The 23,696-nt window shown below is 33.0% G+C and carries 19 protein-coding genes; 15 read left to right on the plus strand and 4 right to left on the minus strand.

From position 1 onward, the window contains the following. Positions 1-731: 731 nt before the first annotated feature. Positions 732-1,751: a hypothetical protein gene (locus AC6CH4_RS25015; RefSeq protein WP_498107892.1), complete on the minus strand. Its 1,020-nt coding sequence runs from the start codon at positions 1,749-1,751 to the stop codon at positions 732-734. Between the two features lie 198 nt (positions 1,752-1,949). Here AC6CH4_RS25015 and AC6CH4_RS25020 point away from each other — a divergent pair, with 198 nt between their 5' ends. From AC6CH4_RS25020 to AC6CH4_RS25055, 8 genes are all read left to right on the plus strand, one after another. Beyond that, the gene (locus AC6CH4_RS25020; RefSeq protein ID WP_498107894.1) at positions 1,950-2,465 is read left to right on the plus strand and encodes an RNA polymerase sigma factor; all 516 of its coding nucleotides are present in this window, start codon (positions 1,950-1,952) and stop codon (positions 2,463-2,465) included. A 50-nt stretch (positions 2,466-2,515) separates the two neighbouring features. Then, complete coding sequence (locus AC6CH4_RS25025) at positions 2,516-3,415, plus strand: FecR family protein (RefSeq protein ID WP_498107896.1); 900 nt, start codon at positions 2,516-2,518, stop codon at positions 3,413-3,415. 84 nt (positions 3,416-3,499) lie between these two features. Next, positions 3,500-5,950, plus strand: coding sequence for a TonB-dependent receptor (locus tag AC6CH4_RS25030; RefSeq protein WP_498107898.1), 2,451 nt, complete (start codon positions 3,500-3,502; stop codon positions 5,948-5,950). Positions 5,951-6,281: 331 nt separating this feature from the next. Further along, on the plus strand, positions 6,282-7,190 hold the full coding sequence (locus AC6CH4_RS25035) for a hypothetical protein (RefSeq protein ID WP_498107900.1): 909 nt from the start codon (positions 6,282-6,284) through the stop codon (positions 7,188-7,190). Positions 7,191-7,309: 119 nt separating this feature from the next. Beyond that, the gene (locus AC6CH4_RS25040; protein ID WP_498107902.1) at positions 7,310-7,705 is read left to right on the plus strand and encodes an OB-fold protein; all 396 of its coding nucleotides are present in this window, start codon (positions 7,310-7,312) and stop codon (positions 7,703-7,705) included. Positions 7,706-7,707: 2 nt separating this feature from the next. Continuing rightward, the gene (locus tag AC6CH4_RS25045) at positions 7,708-8,553 is read left to right on the plus strand and encodes a DUF5777 family beta-barrel protein (protein WP_498107904.1); all 846 of its coding nucleotides are present in this window, start codon (positions 7,708-7,710) and stop codon (positions 8,551-8,553) included. Positions 8,554-8,564: 11 nt separating this feature from the next. Beyond that, entirely contained in the window at positions 8,565-8,915 is a 351-nt protein-coding gene (locus AC6CH4_RS25050; protein ID WP_498107906.1) for a cytochrome c, read from the plus strand. A 12-nt stretch (positions 8,916-8,927) separates the two neighbouring features. Continuing rightward, positions 8,928-9,473: a YceI family protein gene (locus AC6CH4_RS25055; protein ID WP_498107908.1), complete on the plus strand. Its 546-nt coding sequence runs from the start codon at positions 8,928-8,930 to the stop codon at positions 9,471-9,473. 78 nt (positions 9,474-9,551) lie between these two features. On the opposite strand, the gene AC6CH4_RS25060 is transcribed toward AC6CH4_RS25055, so the two are convergent. Further along, positions 9,552-10,241 (minus strand): SIMPL domain-containing protein, encoded by a 690-nt coding sequence (locus AC6CH4_RS25060; RefSeq protein WP_498107910.1) that lies wholly within the window; start codon positions 10,239-10,241, stop codon positions 9,552-9,554. Between the two features lie 52 nt (positions 10,242-10,293). Continuing rightward, a complete protein-coding gene (locus AC6CH4_RS25065; RefSeq protein WP_498107912.1) occupies positions 10,294-10,941 on the minus strand; it encodes a rhomboid family intramembrane serine protease in 648 nt (215 codons plus the stop codon). A gap of 113 nt (positions 10,942-11,054) precedes the next feature. Here AC6CH4_RS25065 and AC6CH4_RS25070 point away from each other — a divergent pair, with 113 nt between their 5' ends. After that, a complete protein-coding gene (locus AC6CH4_RS25070) occupies positions 11,055-11,927 on the plus strand; it encodes a lysophospholipid acyltransferase family protein (RefSeq protein ID WP_498107914.1) in 873 nt (290 codons plus the stop codon). A gap of 230 nt (positions 11,928-12,157) precedes the next feature. Next, positions 12,158-13,642, plus strand: coding sequence for a glycosyl hydrolase (locus tag AC6CH4_RS25075; protein ID WP_498107916.1), 1,485 nt, complete (start codon positions 12,158-12,160; stop codon positions 13,640-13,642). Between the two features lie 126 nt (positions 13,643-13,768). Here the strand turns inward: AC6CH4_RS25075 and glmM are convergent, their stop codons facing one another. Further along, the gene (glmM, locus tag AC6CH4_RS25080) at positions 13,769-15,157 is read right to left on the minus strand and encodes a phosphoglucosamine mutase (RefSeq protein ID WP_498107918.1); all 1,389 of its coding nucleotides are present in this window, start codon (positions 15,155-15,157) and stop codon (positions 13,769-13,771) included. Between the two features lie 304 nt (positions 15,158-15,461). Between glmM and AC6CH4_RS25085 the strand changes: the two genes are divergently transcribed. The 5 genes from AC6CH4_RS25085 to uvrA all read left to right on the plus strand — a co-directional run bounded on the left by AC6CH4_RS25085 (position 15,462) and on the right by uvrA (position 23,581). After that, positions 15,462-16,046, plus strand: coding sequence for an acyl carrier protein phosphodiesterase (locus AC6CH4_RS25085; RefSeq protein ID WP_498107920.1), 585 nt, complete (start codon positions 15,462-15,464; stop codon positions 16,044-16,046). A gap of 37 nt (positions 16,047-16,083) precedes the next feature. Further along, entirely contained in the window at positions 16,084-17,760 is a 1,677-nt protein-coding gene (gene ggt / locus AC6CH4_RS25090; protein ID WP_498107922.1) for a gamma-glutamyltransferase, read from the plus strand. Positions 17,761-17,846: 86 nt separating this feature from the next. Beyond that, positions 17,847-19,631, plus strand: a complete 1,785-nt coding sequence (locus AC6CH4_RS25095; protein WP_498107924.1) for a chloride channel protein — start codon at positions 17,847-17,849, stop codon at positions 19,629-19,631. 63 nt (positions 19,632-19,694) lie between these two features. Then, positions 19,695-20,648, plus strand: coding sequence for a Fic family protein (locus AC6CH4_RS25100; RefSeq protein WP_498107926.1), 954 nt, complete (start codon positions 19,695-19,697; stop codon positions 20,646-20,648). Between the two features lie 101 nt (positions 20,649-20,749). Continuing rightward, positions 20,750-23,581 carry an excinuclease ABC subunit UvrA gene (uvrA, locus tag AC6CH4_RS25105; RefSeq protein ID WP_498107928.1) on the plus strand — a complete coding sequence of 944 codons (2,832 nt, stop codon included), beginning with the start codon at positions 20,750-20,752 and terminating at the stop codon, positions 23,579-23,581. Positions 23,582-23,696: the final 115 nt, after the last annotated feature.

A 23,696-nucleotide genomic window follows, 5' to 3' on the forward strand; every position in this document is an offset into this window, starting at 1 on the left:
CTTTTGTTTTGAAATCTCTCTCAAAACGGCTGTCAATTCAATATGTCTACGAACGTGTGTTTCTTTTTGTTTCGCTTGTCTCTCAAAGCGGGTGCAAAAGTACACCCTTTATCGAGATCTGCAAGGCTTTTCGAAAAGTTTTTTATCTATTTTTTTTTAAATTTTCTTAACTTTCTGATAACATAACATTTAAGTCTGAATTTTTTCTTCCTGCATTAAAGTATTTTCCTACTTTAAATATATTACTCCAAAAACCATCCTTTAAAAATGAGGATTATTATGAATTCCTTACTATTATATATAGTTTAATATCAACTTACCTATATAAAACATTATTTGAATTCATAAAAAAAGTGAGAAATTGAAAATAGGATATAGTAGACTCCAAAAAAACTTTTAAAAATCAGGTGATCTTTCAGGTTTAAACTTTTTTGGGCGAGTACTAAGTACAAACTGAATTTTCTTTTTTATTATTTGTCCTAAGCAATTTAAAAGGAGCTTAAGTCTAATTGCACCTTGTTGTTTTACTTGAATAAAAAATAGGGTTTCTTTATTTCTGTCAATGAAACTACGGGAATAAAAATTTATGAAATTATTATTGTCTGTTTTTAATGTGAAACACATTCTATTATCAAAATAACTTCAATAAGGAATAGAAGTTAATATGATCTTTTCGATTCTTTTATGTTATGTTACGTATGCTTAATTAGGGATAAGCATGTTATTAAAACTTATTTTTTTTCAAAATAAAGATAATTAGTACTATTATTTACATCGCGTAATCTTATTTGCGAATTATTAAACTCAAACAATTTCCAGTTATAATTCAATTTACTAAGTAATTCAGTACTGAAATTTAGTTTTAATTCCTTCACGCCATTGAGCATACTGCACTCCCACTGACCTGTTTCTGAGATCATACCTTTGGTAGCAACTACTGATTTGTCGCTTTTAAAAACAAATGAATATCCGCTATACGAGGCAGTTTTTTCTGAGTCAACAAAGAAATAAGGTATTATCCAGGAACCATTTGTTATTGTTGCTTCAAAATCAAGTGATACAAGATTGTTTTCAGGGCAATAATCAATAGCATACTTAATAGCGTTTTCAAAATCTGAATTGTTTGTAATTGATTTTGTCTGATTATGGTAATTAACTATAGAAATCGGATATTGTAATGAAATATACTGACTGTTGTTCAAATTTTTTATAAAGTTGAAAAATACCTGATCACTTATGATAGATACAGAGCTTGCCATTTGATTGGCGCTGTTATAAATATTAATCGTTATAGGATAATTAATGTTTAGGCCGTTGATTTTAGATAAAAGATCAGGATACATATTCCAATAATCGATTAAGGAATCAAAATCAGCTTCATTCGGAATATTTTTTTCAATGTAATTATAATACACCATGGTTACAGGAAAATCTATTTTTACAATATCATCATCATAACCACTTGCGTTAATATTATCTGATACTTTTTGATAATCGGCACTAGTATTAATTGCAATCTGAGTATTATTAACAGTAACGGTATAAGGCAATTTTATAGTGCAATACGTCGACCCGTCTATTATATTATCCTGCACAGTTGGAACCATCGCAACCCTTTGCATATAAGTAGCTAGAAGAGAAACACTTGTAATCGTTCCCTGTCCATTGTTCTTTTGCTCATCCATATCACTTTGACAAGACAACAAGAATAAAAAGGTTAATATTGATAAATATTTTTTTAAAGGGGACATATTTATATTTTTACAAAGATAATAAATTTTAAAGAAACTGGTTTTTAATAAATTAACATTTAAGGATATCAGCCTCCTCTTCAATACTAAATTATCAAAAGCTAATAGCATTTTATTCTTCTATAAAACAATCGTCTTTGCTTTTACCCTACTTACACGAAAAACAAATACTTTTACCCCGTATAAATTGAAACTCCAATGCCAAATAAAAACCAATCAAACACTTGTGATGAAATAATCTTTTCGTCTTTTTTTAAAAATCACATAAAAGCGCTTCGGAATTTTCTTTTTTACAAATTTGGCAATATAGACCAGGCAGAAGATGTCGCACAGGAAGCATTTGTCAAACTTTGGCAAAACTGTGCTTCTGTACCGCTGGAAAAAGCGAAATCATATATCTATACGATTGCAAATAATAGCAGTCTCAATCAAATTGCACATCAAAAAGTGGTTTTGAGATATGAAAAAAACTTTACAGGTTTAGATAAAACAAATGAAAATCCCGAATATCTTTTGGAGGAAAAACAATTTCAATCCAAACTTTTGAAAGCTATTGAAAGCTTAAATGAAAAACAACGTATTGCTTTTTTGATGCATCGCATTGACGGAAAGAAATACAGCGAAATTGCCTTAGAGTTAAACATTAGCGTGAAGGCAGTCGAAAAACGCATTCATTTGGCTTTGTTAAGCTTGCGTAAAGAAATTGATTTATAAAAAGTAGGGTAAATTTAGTTCCAACTGTTTAATAATATAATACCAGTACAATGAAAAAAAATCGCTTACTAGCAAAATGGCTCAATAATGATTTGTCAGAAGATGAATTAGCTGAATTTAAAGCAAGCCCCGATTTTGAAAAATACCAAAAAATAAAAATTTATACAGATCATTTAGAAGTAGGTGATTTGGATGAAAACGCTATGTTATCTAATATTCTCAGCCAGAAAAAAGTAGCTTCAAAAGTGATTCCATTATACAAAAAATGGGTATTTAGAGCTGCAGCCATATTTGTTCTGGCACTTGGAATTACCTTTGCGCTGAAATTTTTTGTACCTCAAACCGAAACAGCAAATTTTGGAGAGAAAACGACTTTTTCATTACCTGATAATTCTCAGGTGGTATTAAATTCAGGTTCTGAAATAAATTATAAAAAATGGAACTGGGACAACAACAGACGTCTTGAACTAAAAGGAGAAGCTTATTTCAGGGTAGCCAAAGGCAGACGATTTGAAGTGCAAACCAGTCTTGGAAAAGTTTCGGTATTAGGAACTCAGTTTAACGTTAAAAACCGAAAAAACAGGTTTGATGTAGTGTGTTATGAAGGACGTGTGAAGGTAAATTATGCCAATACTCAAATTCTGTTGACTCACGGGCAAGGCGTTAGTTTTGAAAACGGAAAACAAACCAAAATGACAATACATTCACTGAAACCGGAATGGACGGAAAATCAAATATGTTTTTATAAAGAAAATATCAGAACCCTGTTAGACGAAGTTGAAAGACAATACAATATTAAGATCGAATTAAATACAAGAGATACAATTTCCTTATTTACAGGAAAATTACCCGCTAAAAACCTGGATATAGCCTTGCAAATTATTAGTACAACCTATCATTTAGAGGCTAAAAAAGTCTCAGAAAATAAAATAATTTTTGACGAAAAATAAATGTTGCTCCCCAAACAATTTCATTTTTTGTTTTTTACATTTTTCCTTGTCCTGAATCTTTTTTCTCAGGACAAAGGAAAGCTTGTGTCTTTTAAAAAAATCCTAATTGATATTGAACAACAGCATCAGGTCAGTTTTAATTACACTGAAGATAATATTGCCGGCCTCCAATTAACTCCTCCAAAAAGATCACTTTCTTTAGATCAGAAACTGCACTATCTGGCAAAAAACACTAATTTATCTTTTGAAAATATAGGAAACAAGTTTATTAACATATATAAAAAGGATATTGAATCTAAAATGATTTGCGGATACGTTTTTTCTGATATCGATAAAAAACCTATTGAAAACGCAAATATTACTTTACTTAGTAAAACTCAGATTACAACGGATTCAAACGGTTATTTTGAGTGTAAACAAGACGATTCATCTCTATTTTTGATTAGTCATATCGGATTCATGTCTAAAAGAATTGTGGTCGATAATCGGGACTCCAAAGATTGCCTCCGAATAGTATTAGAACCTGAAATTACAGAACTTCAGGAAATTAAAACCAATGCGATTTTGGCTTCAGGAATTTCAAAAAACAAAGATGGATCATTTGAAATTAAGCCTAAGAAATTTGGTATTCTTCCGGGACTTATAGAACCCGATGCTTTGCAAACAATGCAGCAAATACCCGGCGTAAACAGTATTGATGAAAGTGTATCGAGCATTAATGTACGTGGAGGTACGCACGATCAGAATTTGTTTTTATGGAACGGAATACGAATGTACCAAACGGGACATTTTTTTGGTTTAATATCGGTTTTCAATCCCAATTTGGCACATACCATTTCTATTTATAAAAATGGGAGCTCTGCATTTTTCGGAGAAAGTGTATCGAGTGTAGTGGCTATTTCTTCTACTCCTGAAATAGCTGAAAAAAATGCTTTCAGTGCAGGAATAAATATGATTAATGCTGATGTTTATGCGAAATACAATCTTTCGAAAAAAAGCTATATCGAAATTTCAGCACGTAAATCGATTACTGATTTTGTAGAAACACCTACGTATAAAGAATACTTTAATAAGGTATTTCAAAACACTACAATCACTGATTTTTCAGAAAAACAAAATGTCAATTATCGAAGTGACAAAAAATTTGATTTCTACGATGCTACATTTAAATATGCTCAAAAAATTGGAAGTAAAGACCAAATCGTCCTGGATTTAATTACCATTAAAGATAATCTCGAGGTTTTTCAAAGTGCGACTGTATATGACATAAACAGATCAGAAAACAATGTTTTACGCCAGCAAAATTATGGTGGAAATTTATCATGGAAAAGGAACTGGAATAACTTCAATACCACTAAAATTAACGTTTACAACTCTTCCTATGAACTTTTGGCAGACCAAAAAACGACCAATGCAAATCAAATCGTCATTCAGGAAAATACCGTTAACAATAATGGAATTAATTTAGAAAATAATCATACGATTACCTCCAAATTTAGTTTTAACGATGGCTATCAATATAATGAAATGGGGGTTACTAATTTAGAGCAGGTAACTAATCCGGATTTCTATCGTAAAGTTAAAGACGTGCTGAGAACACACGCCTTAATTTTGGAAGGAAAATATAATGACACACTTTCCAGAATCTATTTTAAAGCAGGAACCCGAATTAATTATATTGAAAAATTTAAAAAATATATTGTAGAACCCCGAATGCAGTTTAGCTACGGTATCAATAAAAGTTTAAATATAGAACTACTTGGCGAGTTGAAAAGTCAAAATTCACAACAAATCATTGATTTGCAAAAAGATTATTTTGGCATTGAAAAAAGACGATGGATTATCTCCAATAATACCACGGTCCCTATTCAAAAAAGTAAGCAATTATCCCTGAATTTATTCTACAAAAAGAATGACTGGCTTTTAGATATAGAAAATTTTTATAAAAAAATAACCGGAATTACAACCTCTAGTCAAGGTTTTCAGAACCAATTAGAATTTATTCGAACAACCGGCGATTATGAAGTTTGGGGAACAGAGATGTTGATTCAGAAAAAAATGAATCAATTTTTGACTTGGTTAAGTTATACTTACAACCATAATAATTATCATTTTTCTAATTATGAACACCCAAGTTTTCCTAACAATTTTCAATTAATGCATACTGTATCATGGGCAGGTATTTATGAGAAAAACAATTTCAAAATTGCGTTGGGAACAAAATGGTCTTCAGGCAGACCAAAAACCTCTCTCAACAGTACCCAAATTGATCCTTCAGATCCTGTATTGGTCTACAATAAACCAAACAATACCAATTTACACATTTTTTCACAGGTGAATATTTCCTCTACTTATAAATGGGAAACTGCAAATGGAATTCAATACAAATTAGGAATATCCATCTTAAATATCCTAAACAGAAAAAATGAAATCAGCGAATATTATAGAATAAGTTCGTTAACAAATTCTATTGAAGAAGTTGAAACATTCGCACTGCAAAGAACTCCAAATGTGAGTTTTAGAGTTTCTCTCTAAACTATTTCTACAAAGTCTGTAAAAGATTCTTTTCCATTTTTTATTTTTTTTCTATAAAACATCATTTTTTTGGTAGGGTAATCTGCACTAAAGCTGTTTTACTATTGAATCCTATCAAAAGAATAAAACATGACTTTTTTTAAAAATTTGATACAATATCATCCCGGCCATTTTTTTTATGACAGTTCGTAACATAAACTATAAAGATTATTGAACGAAATGCGCATTAAAGTAGCATGACAGCTTGATATATAATCAACCCAAAAAACTTTACTGTTTCTGTAAAGTAATTCTATTCCCATTTTCTATAATTAATCTAATCAAAAAAACAATGAAATTAAAACAACTTAAATTCGCTTTAGTTGCCCTTATTGCATCAACATTTTTTATAAGCTGTAGTAGTGATAGCGGTAATGACACTCCCGCTCCTCCTACTACTCCGGAATTAAAAACAGAAGTTAATCTTTCTACAAGTGCAACATTAGGATCTTATCTAACAGATAAAAAAGGAAGGTCTTTATATTTTTTCTCAACAGATGCAAACGGGCAATCTTCATGTACAGGAGGATGTGAAGCATTATGGCCTCCCTTTTTTGTAGACAATTTAACTGCTGATAAATTAGGTACCGGATTAACATTATCTGATTTTGGAACTATTACCACACCATCTTCAAAAAAACAATTAACCTATAAAGGCTGGCCTTTGTATTATTATGCACCGGTTTCCGGAAGCGATCCATATGGCAATGGAGGCACCAATACAATAGAAACTCCGGGTCAAACAACCGGAGATGGATTTGGAGGTATTTGGTTTATTGCAAAACCCGATTATTCTATTATGATCGTAAGAAGCCAGCTTGTAGGCCATGATGGTAAAAATTACAAATCAGATTATACTGTTGGAGATGGTTCAACTACCTACTTTACAGATGCGAAAGGGATTACTCTTTATACTTTCAAGAATGACAATTTCAAGAAGAATAATTTCACAAAAGCCGACTTTTCTAACAATGCTGTTTGGCCAATATATGAAACAGATAAAATTGTAGTTCCTTCTACACTTGACAAATCTAAATTTAGTGTTATCACAGTATTTGGTAAATCTCAATTGGTTTACAATGGCTGGCCTTTGTATTATTTTGGACAAGATGCCAACGTAAGAGGTGCAAATAAAGGAATTAGTTTCCCAAGTCCGGGAATTTGGCCAGTACCAGTAAAAGACATACCTCTAGCCATATAAATAGGATTATTTGCAACTAGAGCATTTCAAATTAGTCCAATTTCTATTGGGCTAGTTTGAAATAATAAAGACTGAAAATCCTGATAAACTACAGCAAAATTAAAAATCGCAAAATCAACATGAATAAAACAAGAATCAAGATTCTGATATTTTTATTAGTGATAAGTTTTGGCCCTTACTATATCTATCAAAATGTTTTATACAAAGATGCCAGAGATATTGATAGTGAAAAATCAATGTTAACTATTACTGCTGAAAATTTAGAAAAAGAATATGCTGTAAATCCATCACAGACTGACTCTAAATACTTAAATAAAACAATCGAAATTGAAGGAATAGTTTCAGAAGTTACCGATTCTTCGATGGTCATAGATAAAAAAGTGTTTTGCAAAATGAATGGAAAAGTAAAAAAGACTTTGATAAATAAACCGATCAATATAAAAGGGAGATGCATTGGTTATGATGATTTATTCGAACTAGTAAAATTTGATCAATGCAGTATTCAACAAAATTAAATATGAAAAAAAAAATATTCTTAATAGCCAGTTTTTTAATCTGTCTTTATAGCAATGCTCAAGACGATCTACTTTCTACTTTGGATTCGACACAAGTAGTTGATAAAAGCGTAACTGCCACATTTAAAGCTTTGCAGATTATAACCCTACAATCGACCAAATTAGCCGCAAAAAAGGAATTTTACATGGTAATATCTCATCGATTTGGTTCTGTAAAAGGTGGAATTTCTGAGTTTTTTGGTTTTGATGACGCCACTACAAAAATTGGTGGAATTTATGGAGTAACAGATTGGCTCTCGGTAAGTGCATCACACCATACTTTGCTGAAAATAAATGAAGCATCAGCAAAATATAGACTTATAAGACAAAGCGAACAATTTCCTGTTGATATTGTTGGCTATAGTACGATAGATTTTAATAGTGGATTAAAGAAGGACGATTACCCGAAAATTGAATTTTCTGATCGATTGACTTATATTAATCAAATTTTGATTTCAAGAAAATTCTCAGATAAATTATCTTTAGAATTAGCCCCTTCTTTTATCCATAAAAATCTATACAATCCAGACATAGAAAATGATAACCAATTTACTTTAGGCGCTGGCGGACGATTAAAGTTAACTAAAAGACTTTCTCTTAATTTAGAATATGGTCAAAATTTCAGTAAACCAGACTTTTATAATAACCCATTATCCGTTGGACTTGACATAGAAACCGGAGGACATGTTTTTCAATTGCTTTTTACAAATTCTCAGTCAATGACCGAAAGCGGTTACCTGACGAGTGCTGCCGGGGATTGGGGCAAAGGCGATTTTTTCTTTGGGTTTAATTTATATAGAGTTTTTTAAAAATATAAAATATGAAAAAATATATTTATTTATCAGGCCTTATTCTGTCATTATATGGTTGTGAATCGAATACTTATGAAAGTCTGCAAGAACCAACTGTTATAGTTGAAAAAGTTACTTACAATGCAAATGTTAAATCTATTATTGATCAAAATTGCATTGGCTGCCATTCTGCAGGTGGATCACTTATACCGTTGGTAACTTATGATCAGGTAAAAAATGCCATGTCTAATACTAATTTATTAGATAGAATTCAACGTCAAAACGGAACACCCGGAATAATGCCAAGAGCAGGAAGAATGCCGCAGGATAAAATAAATACAATTCTGCAATGGAATACAGATGGATTATTAGAAAATTAAATCAACACTAAAATGAAAAAAATAATTGTACTGCTATTTTTGTTTGTTGGAATTTTACATGTTTCGGCTCAAAAGTTTGCAACAAAAACCGGGAATTTAAAATTTGAAGCTTCTGTTGAGTCTTTTGAGGAAATTACGGCGGAAAACAAAAATACTTCTGCTATTTTGGAATCATCTACAGGAGAAATTGCCGTGCTTACTCTCATGAAAGGGTTCCGATTTAAAATTGCATTAATGGAGGAACACTTTAATGAAAATTATATCGAATCAGATAAATTTCCTAAAGCAACCTTTAAAGGAAAAGTTGAAGATTTTGATGCATCAAAACTTTCATCTGCCCCTAAAACATTTAAGATCTCAGGAGATTTAACTCTGCATGGAAAAACTAAAAAAATAATTGCAAACGCTAAGATTTTAAAATCTGGCGATAAGATTACAATAACCGGAAATTTTGATGTAAAACCAGAAGACTTTGATATCGAAATTCCGAAACTGGTTAGTAAAAAAGTGTCTGATAAAATCAAAGTGAGTTTCAGCCTCCTGCTTGCAAAATTGTAAAAACCAGCAAGTAAAAAATCCCAAATTCCATCTTAACAATTGGAATTTGGGATTTTAAATATTGAAATTTATTTATGTTTAGTCCAGAATAAAACTAACACTAACATTTGCTGTAATTTCGATTTCTCCAATGGCAAGAGTTTCGTTTGAAGGTGATGCATCTGCAGATTCTTTCATTCTCATAGCAGCATACATTGGCTGTGGATGATAGATTTGTGAATTATCTGAAATGGTATAAGCCTTACCTACTTTTTGTCCTAAAACAGAAACATAATCTTCTGCCTTTGCTTTGGCATCTTTAATTGCTAATTTTCGGGCTTCTGATTGATACTGGGCTAGTTTAGACGATTCAAAAGAAACGTTATCTAAACGGTTAATTCCTTGTTGAACCAAACCTTCCATCAATTCATCATATTTAGACAAATCTTTTACTAAAATTTCAACTGTCTGTGTTGCATTATAGCTTGTTTTCTTTTTCTCGTAATCATATTGTGGATTAAGTGCCACTTGTTTTGTTCTGAAATCTGCAGTTGGAATATTCATTTTTTTGATGAATTTCAAAACGGCATCCATTTTTTCGTCATTTTGCTTTTTGACGTCTTTAGCATTATTTCCTTTTGTTTCAACTGTAGCTGAAATAGAAACCTGATCAGGAGCTATTTTTACTTTTCCTTCTCCGTTTACATTGATCTGTGGAATTTGTTTGGTTTCCTGGCCGTAAGACATAGTCATAAACATGATTGTTAAAAATAATACTACTTTTTTCATTTTTGTTATATTTAAAATTATTGATGAGAGCATTTCAAAAGTTGTGCCAGCCTTACAATTTCCCCAATTTCGCCATAACAAAAAGAATCAAAATCGGAATTGCTAATAAAATAACCATCAAACTATGATCAACAATTAAAGAAGGTTCTTTTACCAAAGTAATCAAATAACCTCCTATGGCACCTCCAAAGTGTGCTGTATGACCAATATTATCATTTTTAGCTTTCATTCCATATATAGAATACAATAAATATAAAATTCCAAAAAGATAAGCCGGTATCGGAATGACAAAAAAGATTCCCAACATCATATCTGGCTGCAATAATATGGCAGAATATAAAATTCCTGTCACGGCTCCCGAAGCTCCTACTGCACGATAACTATAATCATTTTTATGAAATAGCATTGTAAGCAGGCTCCCAAAAATCAAACTTCCAAAATAAATCAGAACGAAAGAAATTGTTCCTAGCCACTCAATTACAACTGGCGCAAAAAACCAAAGTGTCAGCATATTAAATATTAAATGCATCATATCAGCGTGTAAAAAACCTGATGATAACATTCTGATTTGTTCACCGGAACGAATACTCCCAACATGAAATTCGTATTTTCTGAAAAAAGAAAGATCATTAAAACCTTTATAACTAATTAAGGCATTGGCAACTATAATCCCAACCAAAACGGTATTAACGGTATTCATAAAAAATATTTAAAGTGAGCTGTAAATATAGTCATTCTCAAACACAACTTGAGTACGCACCAAAACATGTAACGTTATTCATTTTTACTTTATCTTTGTAAAAAAAAAGTTAGATGCAGTTTCTCGTTTATATTTTAGCCTATCCTTTTCTTTGGCTTATTTCTATACTTCCTTTCCGAATATTTTATTGGTTTTCAGACTTCGTTTATTTTCTGGTATATCATGTTATTGGGTATCGCAGAAAAATAGTTCGGGCAAATCTCGCACTTACTTTACCGCATTTAAATGATGCTGAACGAAAAGAAATTGAAAGGAAATTTTACCAGCACATGTGTGATATGTTTCTGGAGATGATAAAAACGATGAGTATTACGCCTGAAGAAATGGAAAAAAGGTTTACTATAACCAATATGGACCTTTTTCATGAATATGAAAGAAAAGGGAAAAGCGTTGTTTTAGTAGCCTCGCACTATGCGAGTTGGGAGTGGCTTTTGACACTTAATAAAAGAATGCTTTTTAATGGTGTTGGTGTTTACAAAAAAATTGCTAATCCTTATTTTGATAAACTGGTTCGTAAAATAAGAGGGAAATACGATGCCGAATTGGTTGAAACCAAGCAAGCAATTCCTTTAATGGCACAAAACCAACGTGACGGAATCTTAAGTCTTTATGGTTTGGCCAGCGATCAATCGCCAAAACTGGACAGAATTTTTCATTCGATGAAATTTATGGGGATTGAAGTTCCGGTTCATACAGGAGCTGAAATGCTTGCTAAAAAATATGATTTAAGTGTCATTTTCATCAAAGTAAAAAAAGTAGGAAGAGGTTATTATGAGGCAGAAATTGTACCTATCGCCGATAACCCTAAAGAATACGATAATTTTGAAATCACAGAAAAATATTTAAGAGAAGTTGAAAAACAAATCTACGAAGCTCCTGAATATTATTTATGGACACATAAAAGATGGAAACATCGCGTAGAATAATAATTTTGATTAAAATATTTAAAAGTCCAAGAAGCAATGATTGCTTTTTGGACTTTTAATTTTATGTAAGTCTGGTAAAACTCAAAAACTATGTTTTAAGATCTCTAAAATAGATTTTGATGGGTTTTTGTAATGATTTTTTCTGAATTTGAGTAAATGGTAATTTGCATAAACAGTATACATTTGAAGCTGATTAAAATCTATCCAAAAACCACATTAAAATTATTACCATGTTTAAAAAATTACTTTTTACATTTTTTATATCGGTCATCTCCATAGCCACTTTTGCTCAAAGTCCGAAAAGAGGTATTGCTTATGTAAATAACTCTACTGCTGACTTATTAGCGCTAAAACCAGGAATTTCATGGTGGTATAACTGGGGTACATTACCCGAAAATGATACAAATGCCAATTATGAATCAATTGGTCTCGAATATGTACCAATGACGTGGGGAAAACAAAGTGATGCAGATGTTCAAAATTTTATAAGTAAAATAAAACCCGGTGCTAAATATTTATTAGCTTTTAATGAACCCAATTTTAATGACGGTGCAAGATTAACACCTCAGGAAGCCGTAAATGCATGGGCTAATGTAGAAAAAATCGCTGCTGCTAAAAATCTGGAAATCGTTAGTGCGTCGCCGGCTTATAACGGCCCTAATAATTATGGAGGTTTTAGCGATCCTGTAGCCTGGCATGATCAATTTTTTCTTTTATGCCCAAACTGCAAAGTCGATTACATTGCTTTTCATACTTATGACAACTCTTCCGGTGCGGTGATTGGTGTTACAGGGCTTCTCAAAAAATACAATCGTCCGGTTTGGGTAACTGAATTTGCTAACAGAGTCATTCAGACTGCAGCTGAGAAAATAACTTTCATGAAAGAAATCATTACCAGTTTTGAAAATGATCCGGATATTTACAGATATTCATGGTTTACAGGAAGGGTTCCGGCTGATTGGATTGACATGCAGGAAGGACAATTATTAGCCCCTCAAAGTGGTATTTTAAAGCCCATTGGTACTGAATACATAAATACAAGCTACACTACAAAAAAAATGAATGTTCCCGGCCGAATTACAGCCAACAAACATTATAGAAGAAAAGGTACAGGTTTACAAAATACAACAGATTCCGGAACAGGTCAAAATGTTTGTTTTATCGAAGCCGGAGACTGGAATGAATTTATATTAAATGTTGCTGATGCCGGAACTTATAATTTAAACTTCAGAGTAGCATCTCCAACGATTCCTGGAAAATTTGACATTTTGGTTAATAATGTAATCGTAAAGACAGATGAAACTTTCCCAATTACAGGTGGTTATCAAACTTATGCTGATAAACTTGTAAGCGGAGTTGCATTGCCAAAAGGAGAAGTTTATCTTAAAGTTAAATTCAAATCGAATGATATGAATTTCAATTTTATTGATGTTACTGCGGCAAATTTAGGTATTAATGATCCTTCAATTGATAAAGATACTTTTACAGTTTATCCAAATCCTGTTAAAAACCAATCCACGCTTCATATTAAATCTTTTACTACAGAGCCTTTAAGCCTGAAAATAGTCGACATGAAAGGAATTGTTTGTTACTCTTCGAATGATCATTTTACAAATGAAGACATTAAAATAGGGGATAAACTTTCGACAGGTGTTTACATTGTAACTGCCACGTATGGTTCGGTTAAAAAATCAATAAAAATCATCAAAAATTAATAACCAATTCTCCAAATAGTTCCCAAAAAAAACTCTTTCAAATTAATGAAAGAGTTTTTTATTTGAAACAAAATCTTAGCAACTTAGTCCCGAAGCCTCGGGATAGTCTCTTAGAATCTTTTCTAACTAAATTCCGGCAATCGCTTTTATTTCATCTATAATTCGAAGTGCTAAAACATCTGCTTTCTCCTGAGAAGGAGCTTCAGTATAAATACGAATAATTGGCTCTGTGTTTGATTTTCTCAAATGAACCCATTCTGTAGCGAAATCAATTTTCACACCGTCAATCGTAGTAATATCTTCGTTTTTGTATTTTTCTGTCATGGCAACTAAAATCGCATCAACATCAATTTTTGGCGTTAATTCAATTTTATTTTTGCTCATATAATATTCCGGATAAGAAGCACGCAATGCAGAAACTGACATTTTTTTGTTTGCTAAATGCGTTAAGAATAAAGCAACTCCAACTAAACTATCTCTTCCGTAATGCGATTCAGGATAGATAATTCCTCCATTTCCTTCACCACCAATAATAGCATTATTTTTTTTCATTAGTTCAACTACATTCACCTCGCCTACTGCACTGGCTTCATAACTTCCGTTATGCGCTTTAGTAACATCGCGCAAAGCACGTGATGATGACATATTTGAAACTGTATTTCCGGGAGTTTTACTTAAAACATAATCAGCGCAAGCTACTAAAGTATATTCTTCTCCAAACATTTCTCCGTCTTCGCTAATGAAAGCCAAACGATCCACATCCGGATCAACTACAACTCCTAAATGCGCTTTTTCCTTAACTACCAATTCTGAAATATCAGTTAAATGTTCTTTTAAAGGTTCTGGATTATGAGGAAAATGTCCGTTTGGTTCGCAATATAATTTTACAACTTCAACGCCCATCAATTCTAATAATTTCGGAATAATAATTCCGCCCGAAGAATTTACTCCATCAACAACAACTTTAAATTTTGCTGCTTTTACAGCTTCAACATCAACCAAAGGCAAATTTAAAACCTCGTCAATATGAATATCCATATAGGCATCATTCACTGTGATTTCTCCTAAATTATCTACATCTGAGAAATCGAAAGCTTCTGCTTCAGCAATTTCAAGAATTTTTGCACCTTCAGCTCCGCTTAAAAATTCTCCTTTTTCATTCAATAATTTAAGGGCATTCCATTGTTTTGGATTGTGAGATGCTGTTAAAATAATTCCACCATCTGCTTTTTCTAACGGAACGGCAACTTCAACGGTCGGCGTTGTCGAAAGTCCAAGATCAATTACATTAATTCCTAAACCTATCAACGTATTTACAACCAGATTGTGGATCATCGGACCAGAAATTCTGGCGTCACGACCAATTACAACGGTTAATTTTTCTTTTGAAGTATTATTTTTTAGAAAGGTTCCGTATGCCGATGCAAATTTCACAGCATCAACAGGAGTTAGATTATCACCTACTTTTCCTCCGATAGTTCCGCGAATTCCGGATATTGATTTTATTAAAGTCATTTTTGTGAGTTATGGTTACCAGTTACAAATATAGAAAGTTACTAAGGTTCTGAGATGCTAAGATGCTAAGATTTTTAAAAAAGTTGCTAAGTGACTATCCCGAGGCTTCGGGACTAAGTTGCTAAGATTTTAAAAATAAACTTATATGTTATGTTTAATAGGACGAATTCTTATAATAAAAACTATCTAAAAAACTTTTCATACTTTTACTTAAATAACTTAGGATCTTAGCAACTTAGTATCCTAGTATCTATAAAAATAAACTTAGTGCCTTAGCATCTCAGAACCTTAGCAACTCAAAAAAATGAACTTCCTAGCCCATATATATCTTTCAGGTGATAATGATTTTATCAAAATCGGCAATTTTATGGCGGACGGCATTCGTGGAAAACAGTTTGAACATTTTCCGGAAGATGTACAAAAAGGAATTATTTTACATCGTTTTATAGATACTTATACCGATTCGCATGATGTTTTTAGGCAAAGTACTAAACGATTACACCAAAAATATCATCATTATGCGGGTGTGATTGTAGACATTATTTACGATCACTTTTTAGCAAAAAACTGGACAAAATATTCTGATGAAAAATTAGAAGATTTCATCAATCGGTTCTACAATTCTCTTCATGTAAATTATGATATTTTAACCGAAAAAACGCAAGGTTTAATGCCTTATATGATTGAAAGAAACTGGCTTTTGAGTTATCGAACAGTCGAAGGCATTCATCAAATTTTGACGCAAATGGATCGAAGATCTAAAAACGTATCCAAAATGCAATTTGCCAGTGAGGAACTAAAAGAATTCTATGCCGAATTTGAACAGGAATTCACCACTTTTTTTGAAGACATTCAAAAGCAATCCAAACAAAAATTACTATCCTTATAAAATCAATTAGATTCTATAAAACCAATATTTTCTCGTTATGAAAAAAATTACATTTTTATGCTGTTTCATTTCTGCATTTAGTTTCGCACAACAAAATCCAACCGGTTTAGTTGCTTCAAAAGCTATGGTCGTTTCGGCCAGAGAAGAAGCTTCCAAAATAGGCACTGACATTATGAAAAGAGGCGGAAATGCCTTTGATGCGATGGTCGGTACCGAATTAGCTCTAGCAGTAGCTTTTCCGTTTGCCGGAAATATTGGCGGAGGCGGATTTATGGTATACCGAAAAGCAAATGGCGAAGTAGGATCTTTAGATTATCGTGAAAAAGCACCTTTGGCAGCTTCAAAAGATATGTTTTTGGATAAAGACGGAAATGTAATAAAAGGAAAAAGCACCGAAACTGCTTTAGCAATTGGTGTACCCGGAACCGTTGCCGGCGTTTTTGCGGTTCATAAAAAGTATGGTTCTATGCCAATGTCAGAAATTTTAAAACCTGTTATTGCTTTAGCTGAAAGAGGAGTTGTGGTAACAAAGAAACAGGAAAAAAGCATGAACGATTATCGAGAGTCTATTGTAAAAGTAAATGGTCCGACAACACTTTTAGCAACTAGTTTTAAAGAGAATGATACGATTAAATATCCTGCTCTTGCGGCTACTTTAAAACGAATTTCAAAAAAGGGAAGAAATGAATTTTACAAAGGTGAAACAGCAAAAATTTTAGTTGATTATCTTCAGAAAAAAGGTGGCATTATTACTTTGGAAGATTTAGCTAAATACGAAGCAAAATGGAGAAAACCGCTTCAATTTACTTATAAAGATTTAAAAATCACCTCGATGTCTCCGCCGAGCAGCGGCGGAATCTGTCTGGCACAAATCCTGAAAATGATTGCACCCTATGATATAGCAAAAATGGGCCATAATTCACCCGAAGCCATTCAGGTAATTGTTGAGGCCGAAAGAAGAGCTTACGCCGACAGAAGTCAGTTTTTGGGTGATCCCGATTTTGTAAAAATTCCGGTAAAAGCATTACTCTCGGAGAATTATTTGAAAGAAAGAATGTCAACTTTTAATGTGGATAAAGCCAGTTTATCATCAGAAATAAAAGAAGGAAAAGTAACTTATAATGAAAGTACTGAGACTACACACTACTCTATTGTAGATAAATTTGGAAATGCTATTGCGGCAACAACAACTTTAAATGACGGTTATGGATCAAAATATTATTGTGATGAATTGGGTTTCTTTTTAAACAACGAAATGGACGATTTTAGTGCCAAACCAGGCTCTCCAAATATGTTCGGATTAGTTGGAAACGAAGCCAACAGTATCGTACCTCAAAAACGCATGTTAAGTTCGATGACACCCACAATCGTAGAGAAAGATGGAAAACTTTTTATGGTTGTAGGAACTCCGGGAGGTTCTACAATTATAACATCGGTTTTGCAGACTATCTTAAATGTTTATGAGTATAAATTCAGTATGCAGGAAGCTGTAAACGCTCCAAGATTTCATCATCAATGGTTGCCAGATCTTATAACTTTTGAACCCAATACTTTTGATAATACAACTATCGATAAACTTAAAGCAAAAGGATATTTGATTAATGAAAAAGCGACTCCTATAATCGGTAAGGTGGATGCCATTTTGGTCCTGCCAAATCAAACTTTAGAAGGTGGTGCCGATTTTCGAGGTGATGATACAGCAGTTGGTTTTTAAATTTTATAAAGATTTGTACTTAAATTTATACAAATTTGAATGTTAAGAGCTAAATTTGCACTATTCCCCTAATTTTTACAGATCGAATGCTAAAAAAATATTTCAGAAAACTAGAAAGCATTATTGCTTTGGCGCAATCCTTAATGACTCCAAAGCAGTTTATTTTTTTATCAAGTGTTTTAATTGGTATTTCATGCTCTTTGGCAGTTATCGTTTTGAAAACTTTTGCCCATAGCGTTTTCTCATTTGCAACTTACATCAATGCCATTTTAAAATTGAGTTTTATCAACAGTATCTTACCAATTATTGGTATTGTACTAACTGTTTTTGTTGTAAAAAGAGTTCTTAACGGAACGATCGAAAAAGGAACCTCTCAAATTTTATATGCTGTTGCTAAAAAGGCAAGTATTATTCCGAAAAAGCAGATGTATGCCCAAATTATAACGAGTTCGTTAACGGTTGGTTTAGGAGGTTCTGCTGGTTTAGAAAGTCCCATTGTAATTACAGGAGCTGCATTTGGATCTAATTTTGCTCAAAATTACAAGCTACATTATAAGGATAGAACATTACTTATTGGCTGTGGAGTTGCAGCGGGAATTTCAGCTGCGTTTAATGCGCCTATAGCGGGAGTCTTATTCGCCATTGAAGTTTTGTTAGTTGATGTCAGTATTTCGGCATTTACTCCTATTATGATTTCGGCGGCGACCGGTGCCCTGGTTTCAGCTATTGTTTTAGATGAAACTATTTTATTAACTTTTAAAAAACAAGAAGTTTTTAATTTTCACAATATTCCCTTTTACGTTCTTTTAGGCGTATTGACTGGTTTTATAGCTGTTTATTACGCACGAAATTTTCAAAAAGTAGAGCATTATTTCTCCAAATCAAAATGGAGTCCGTATAAAAAGGCATTGATCGGTTCTTCATTATTAGCTTTATTAATCTTTATTTTCCCAACTTTATTTGGGGAAGGTTATGAAAGCATTAAAACTTTATCTGAAAGTGATCCCGGACAATTATTAGATAATACTTTATTTGCAGATTTTAGAAATAACCAGTGGGTTTTATTGCTTTTTGTTGGTTGTACGATGATGGTAAAAGTATTCGCCTCCGGACTTACAATTGGAAGTGGCGGAAACGGAGGAAATTTTGCGCCATCTCTATTTTTGGGATCCTATTTAGGCTATTTCTTTTCAAAGTTTATTAGCCTTATTGGCTTATCCAAATTGCCAATTAGTAATTTCACTATGGTTGGAATGGCTGGTATTTTGAGTGGATTATTTCACGCCCCACTAACTGCTATTTTCTTAATTGCAGAAATTACCGGTGGTTACGGTTTGATGATTCCACTTATGATTGTTTCTTCTATTAGTTTTGCGATTTCAAAACGTTTTGAGAAATATTCGCTTGACGTAAAAAATCTGGCTAAAAAAGGGCACGCCTTTACAAGCAACAAAGATTCTAATATTCTATCAACTTTAGATATTGATACTATTATTCAATGTGACTATTTGACCGTTCATCCTGAAGAAAACTTAAGCAAATTGGTAGATCTTATTTCACATTCAAATCAGGTAGTTTTTGCTGTTGTCAACAATGAAAAAGAACTCGTTGGTGTAGTTCATTTTAATGATATCCGCGAAATTATTTTCAACCCTTATCGCGTAAAATATACTTTGATAAAAGATGTTATGAAAACTCCGTCCGCCACTATTTCCTCTTTTGACAGCATGGAAATTGTGATGAGCAAATTCGAAAAATCAAAAACAGCCTTTCTTCCGGTTTTACGAAATGAAAAATATTATGGCTTCATTTCTAAATCTATAGCACTTGAAGCTTATCGAATGAAACTTCGCTCTATGACAATAGAATAAGCTTAATATCGGATAGATTATTTTTTTGTTTTATCCGATATTAAGAAGTACCTTTGTTTTATTATGTGGAATATAGACTTAACATATAGAACTGAATTTCAATCAACTTTCGATCGATTGTACCAAAAAAGGCTTGATTTGCAAAACAGCAGACCATTGCCCAATATTGCTTTGCATAAAATCCGCGAGAGTTTATCTCTTGAATGGACATACAATTCAAACAGTATTGAAGGAAATACGATGAGTTTGCGAGAAACTCAAATGGTCATTCAGGAAGGAATTACGATTAAAGGAAAATCACTTCGGGAACATTTTGAAACTCACAATCACGATAAAGCGATTGATTATTTGTACTCGATTGTAGGTGATAATTACAAACTTCAAAGCATTGATATTCTATCTCTTCACGGATTGGTTTTACGTTCTATTGAAGACGATTTTGCAGGCCGACTACGAAATGGTGGCGTCCGAATTTCAGGTGCTAATTTCATGCCTCCAAACGCCAATAAAGTTTCAGATTATCTCGATGAATTAATTGATTTTATCAATACCAATCCATTAGGTCTAAACGATATTGAACTGGCTACGATTTATCATCATAAACTAGTCTGGATTCATCCATTCTTTGATGGAAATGGCCGTACAGTTCGTTTGAGTATGAATCTGATATTAATGCGATGTGGTTTTCCTCCGGCTATTATTCTAAAGAATGATAGAAAAAAATATTACGAAGCACTCAATCAGGCTAATAATGGCAATTATCAAAAACTAACCCTTCTGATGTGTCAGGCTTTAGAGCGAACTCTTAATATTTATTTAAGTGCCATGCCCGGAAGCAATTATGACTATCAGTCAATACAAAATATTGTAAGCGAGCCCGAAACTCCTTACGGTCACGAGTATGTTAGCTTATTGGCCAGAACAGGCAAAATAGATGCTTATAAAGAAGGCCGAAATTGGTATACTACCAAAGAAGCCATTGAAGAATATATGGCAACCAGAAAACGAAAACGCTAACTTCGGTTAGCGTTATTTTGTTACTAATTGTAACATAAAGTTTTGTACTCTAGTATAAAAAGAATAAATCAAAGTGGTAACTTTGCGTTTTGCTCAAAATTATGTTAGAAAAAGACAATACTATTGAAGTTCTTGGCGCAAGAGTTCATAATCTAAAAAATATCGATATTTCTATTCCGCGTGAAAAACTGGTTGTAATAACTGGTTTGTCAGGTTCGGGAAAATCATCTTTGGCATTTGATACAATTTATGCTGAAGGACAGCGTCGTTATGTGGAGACTTTTTCGGCTTATGCCAGACAGTTTCTTGGCGGTTTAGAGCGTCCGGATGTTGACAAGATCGACGGACTATCTCCGGTAATTGCAATTGAACAAAAAACGACCAGTAAAAGTCCACGATCAACTGTCGGAACTATTACTGAAATATATGATTTTTTAAGACTTTTATATGCTCGTGGTGCTGATGCTTACAGTTACAACACAGGCGAAAAAATGGTTTCCTATTCTGATGAACAAATTAAAGATTTGATCATGCAGGATTTTACCGGAAAACGCATTAATATCTTGGCTCCAATTATTAGAGCCAGAAAAGGACACTATGCCGAATTATTCCAGCAAATTACCAAACAAGGCTTTTTAAAAGTTCGCGTAAATGGAGAAGTTCAGGATTTGGTTTCAGGAATGAAACTGGATCGTTATAAAACACACGATATCGAAATTGTAGTCGACAGAATGTTGATTGAAGATACTGAGGACAATCAAAAAAGATTATCTGAAAGTATTAACACAGCTATGCATCACGGCGAAAATGTTTTAATGATTTTAGATCAGGACACCAATGAAGTACGTTATTTCAGCAGAAATTTAATGTGTCCTACAACGGGAATTTCGTATCAAAATCCGGAACCGAATTTATTTTCTTTCAACTCTCCAAAAGGAGCTTGCCCGCATTGTAATGGTTTGGGAACGGTTCACGAAATCAATATAAAAAAGATTATTCCGAATCCAAAATTATCTATTAAATCTGGTGGTTTTGCTCCGCTTGGCGAATATAAATCTTCGTGGATTTTTAAGCAATTAGAAGTTATTGGAGAAAAATTTGGATTTAAAATAACAGATCCAATTGAGAAAATTCCAGAAGAAGCGATGACCATGATTTTACATGGCGGAAAAGATAAGTTCGTTGTGAATTCTAAAGATCTGGGCGTTACACGCGATTATAAAATAGATTTTGAAGGTATATCACATTTCATCAAAAATCAATTTGATGAAACTTCTTCAACGACCATAAAACGTTGGGCAAAAGATTTTATGGACGAAGTGAATTGTCCCGTTTGTGAAGGTTCCCGATTGAAAAAAGAAGCACAGTTTTTTAGAGTAAATGGGAAAAATATCACCGAATTGTGTGATATGGATATTTCCGATTTAACTATCTGGTTTCAGGATTTAAACAATCATTTATCAGACAAACAGCTTTTGATTGCTTCTGAAGTAGTAAAAGAAATCAAAGACCGTTTGAACTTTTTGATGAATGTTGGTTTGAATTATTTGGCTTTAAGCCGAAGTTCAAAATCACTTTCAGGTGGAGAAGCACAGCGTATTCGTCTGGCAACACAAATTGGTTCGCAATTGGTTGGTGTTTTGTATATTTTGGATGAACCAAGTATTGGTTTACACCAAAGAGACAATGAAAAACTGATTCATTCTTTGGAACAATTACGTGACATCGGAAATTCTGTGATTGTCGTAGAACACGATAAAGACATGATTGAACGTGCTGATTACGTTATTGATATTGGCCCTAAAGCAGGAAAATACGGAGGAGAGATTATCAGTATTGGAACTCCGGCTGAAACTTTAAAATCCAACACCATTACTGCTCAATATCTGAATGGTACAATGAAACTGGAGATTCCAAAAGAACGTCGTAAAGGAAACGGAAAGTTTTTAAAATTGACTGGAGCGACTGGAAATAACCTGAAAAATGTTTCGATCGAATTGCCTTTAGGACAATTGATTTGCGTGACAGGAGTTTCTGGAAGCGGGAAATCGACTTTAATAAACGAGACACTCTACCCTATTTTAAATGCCTATTATTTTAATGGTGTAAAAAAACCGCAGCCTTATAAAAAGATTGAAGGTTTAGAACATATTGACAAAGTAATTGATATTGACCAAAGTCCGATTGGAAGAACGCCTCGTTCAAATCCAGCGACTTATACGGAAGTTTTTACTGAGATCAGAAACTTGTTTACTATGACTTCTGAAAGCATGATTCGTGGTTACAAAGCCGGACGTTTTAGTTTTAATGTAAAAGGCGGACGTTGCGAAACCTGCGAAGGTTCTGGTGTCAGAACGATTGAAATGAACTTTTTACCTGACGTTTATGTAGAATGTGAAACCTGTCAGGGAAAACGTTTTAACAGAGAAACGCTGGAAATTCGATACAAAGGAAAATCAATTTCAGATGTATTGAATATGACGGTTGATGAAGCAGTTCCATTTTTTGAAATGATTCCGAAGATTTATAGAAAAGTAAAAACCATTCAGGATGTTGGTTTGGGTTATATTACACTTGGTCAGCAGAGCACAACGCTTTCTGGAGGTGAAGCACAGCGTATCAAACTGGCGGGAGAATTGTCTAAAAAAGATACCGGAAATACCTTTTATATACTAGACGAACCTACAACTGGTTTGCATTTTGAAGACATACGTGTATTAATGGATGTGATCAATAAATTGGTGGATAAAGGAAATACTATTCTGGTTATCGAACATAATATGGATGTGATCAAACTTGCTGATTATATTATTGATATTGGTCCTGAAGGAGGAAAAGGTGGTGGACAATTAATTGCCAAAGGAACTCCTGAAGAAGTAGCAAAAAATAAAAAAAGCTATACGGCGAAGTTTTTGAAAAAAGAGTTGGAGTAAAAAGATTTTCGTGATGATACCTTTGTCAAAGTTTTAAACTTTGACAAAGGTTGAAAATGAACATTTAACAGCCAATAACCACAATCATTGTCATCCCGAAGGACGAGGGATGATA

The sequence above is a fragment of the Flavobacterium sp. GQ95 genome, assembly GCF_059758655.1.

Bases quoted from the DNA above. Each gene is read 5' to 3' on its own strand.
- AC6CH4_RS25015 (WP_498107892.1), bottom strand. From the start codon at position 1,751: ATGTCCCCTTTAAAAAAATATTTATCAATATTAACCTTTTTATTCTTG.
- AC6CH4_RS25020 (WP_498107894.1), top strand. From the start codon at position 1,950: ATGCCAAATAAAAACCAATCAAACACTTGTGATGAAATAATCTTTTCG.
- AC6CH4_RS25025 (WP_498107896.1), top strand. From the start codon at position 2,516: ATGAAAAAAAATCGCTTACTAGCAAAATGGCTCAATAATGATTTGTCA.
- AC6CH4_RS25035 (WP_498107900.1), top strand. From the start codon at position 6,282: ATGAAATTAAAACAACTTAAATTCGCTTTAGTTGCCCTTATTGCATCA.
- AC6CH4_RS25040 (WP_498107902.1), top strand. From the start codon at position 7,310: ATGAATAAAACAAGAATCAAGATTCTGATATTTTTATTAGTGATAAGT.
- AC6CH4_RS25045 (WP_498107904.1), top strand. From the start codon at position 7,708: ATGAAAAAAAAAATATTCTTAATAGCCAGTTTTTTAATCTGTCTTTAT.
- AC6CH4_RS25050 (WP_498107906.1), top strand. From the start codon at position 8,565: ATGAAAAAATATATTTATTTATCAGGCCTTATTCTGTCATTATATGGT.
- AC6CH4_RS25055 (WP_498107908.1), top strand. From the start codon at position 8,928: ATGAAAAAAATAATTGTACTGCTATTTTTGTTTGTTGGAATTTTACAT.
- AC6CH4_RS25060 (WP_498107910.1), bottom strand. From the start codon at position 10,241: ATGAAAAAAGTAGTATTATTTTTAACAATCATGTTTATGACTATGTCT.
- AC6CH4_RS25065 (WP_498107912.1), bottom strand. From the start codon at position 10,941: ATGAATACCGTTAATACCGTTTTGGTTGGGATTATAGTTGCCAATGCC.
- AC6CH4_RS25070 (WP_498107914.1), top strand. From the start codon at position 11,055: ATGCAGTTTCTCGTTTATATTTTAGCCTATCCTTTTCTTTGGCTTATT.
- AC6CH4_RS25075 (WP_498107916.1), top strand. From the start codon at position 12,158: ATGTTTAAAAAATTACTTTTTACATTTTTTATATCGGTCATCTCCATA.
- glmM (WP_498107918.1), bottom strand. From the start codon at position 15,157: ATGACTTTAATAAAATCAATATCCGGAATTCGCGGAACTATCGGAGGA.
- AC6CH4_RS25085 (WP_498107920.1), top strand. From the start codon at position 15,462: ATGAACTTCCTAGCCCATATATATCTTTCAGGTGATAATGATTTTATC.
- ggt (WP_498107922.1), top strand. From the start codon at position 16,084: ATGAAAAAAATTACATTTTTATGCTGTTTCATTTCTGCATTTAGTTTC.
- AC6CH4_RS25095 (WP_498107924.1), top strand. From the start codon at position 17,847: ATGCTAAAAAAATATTTCAGAAAACTAGAAAGCATTATTGCTTTGGCG.
- AC6CH4_RS25100 (WP_498107926.1), top strand. From the start codon at position 19,695: ATGTGGAATATAGACTTAACATATAGAACTGAATTTCAATCAACTTTC.
- uvrA (WP_498107928.1), top strand. From the start codon at position 20,750: ATGTTAGAAAAAGACAATACTATTGAAGTTCTTGGCGCAAGAGTTCAT.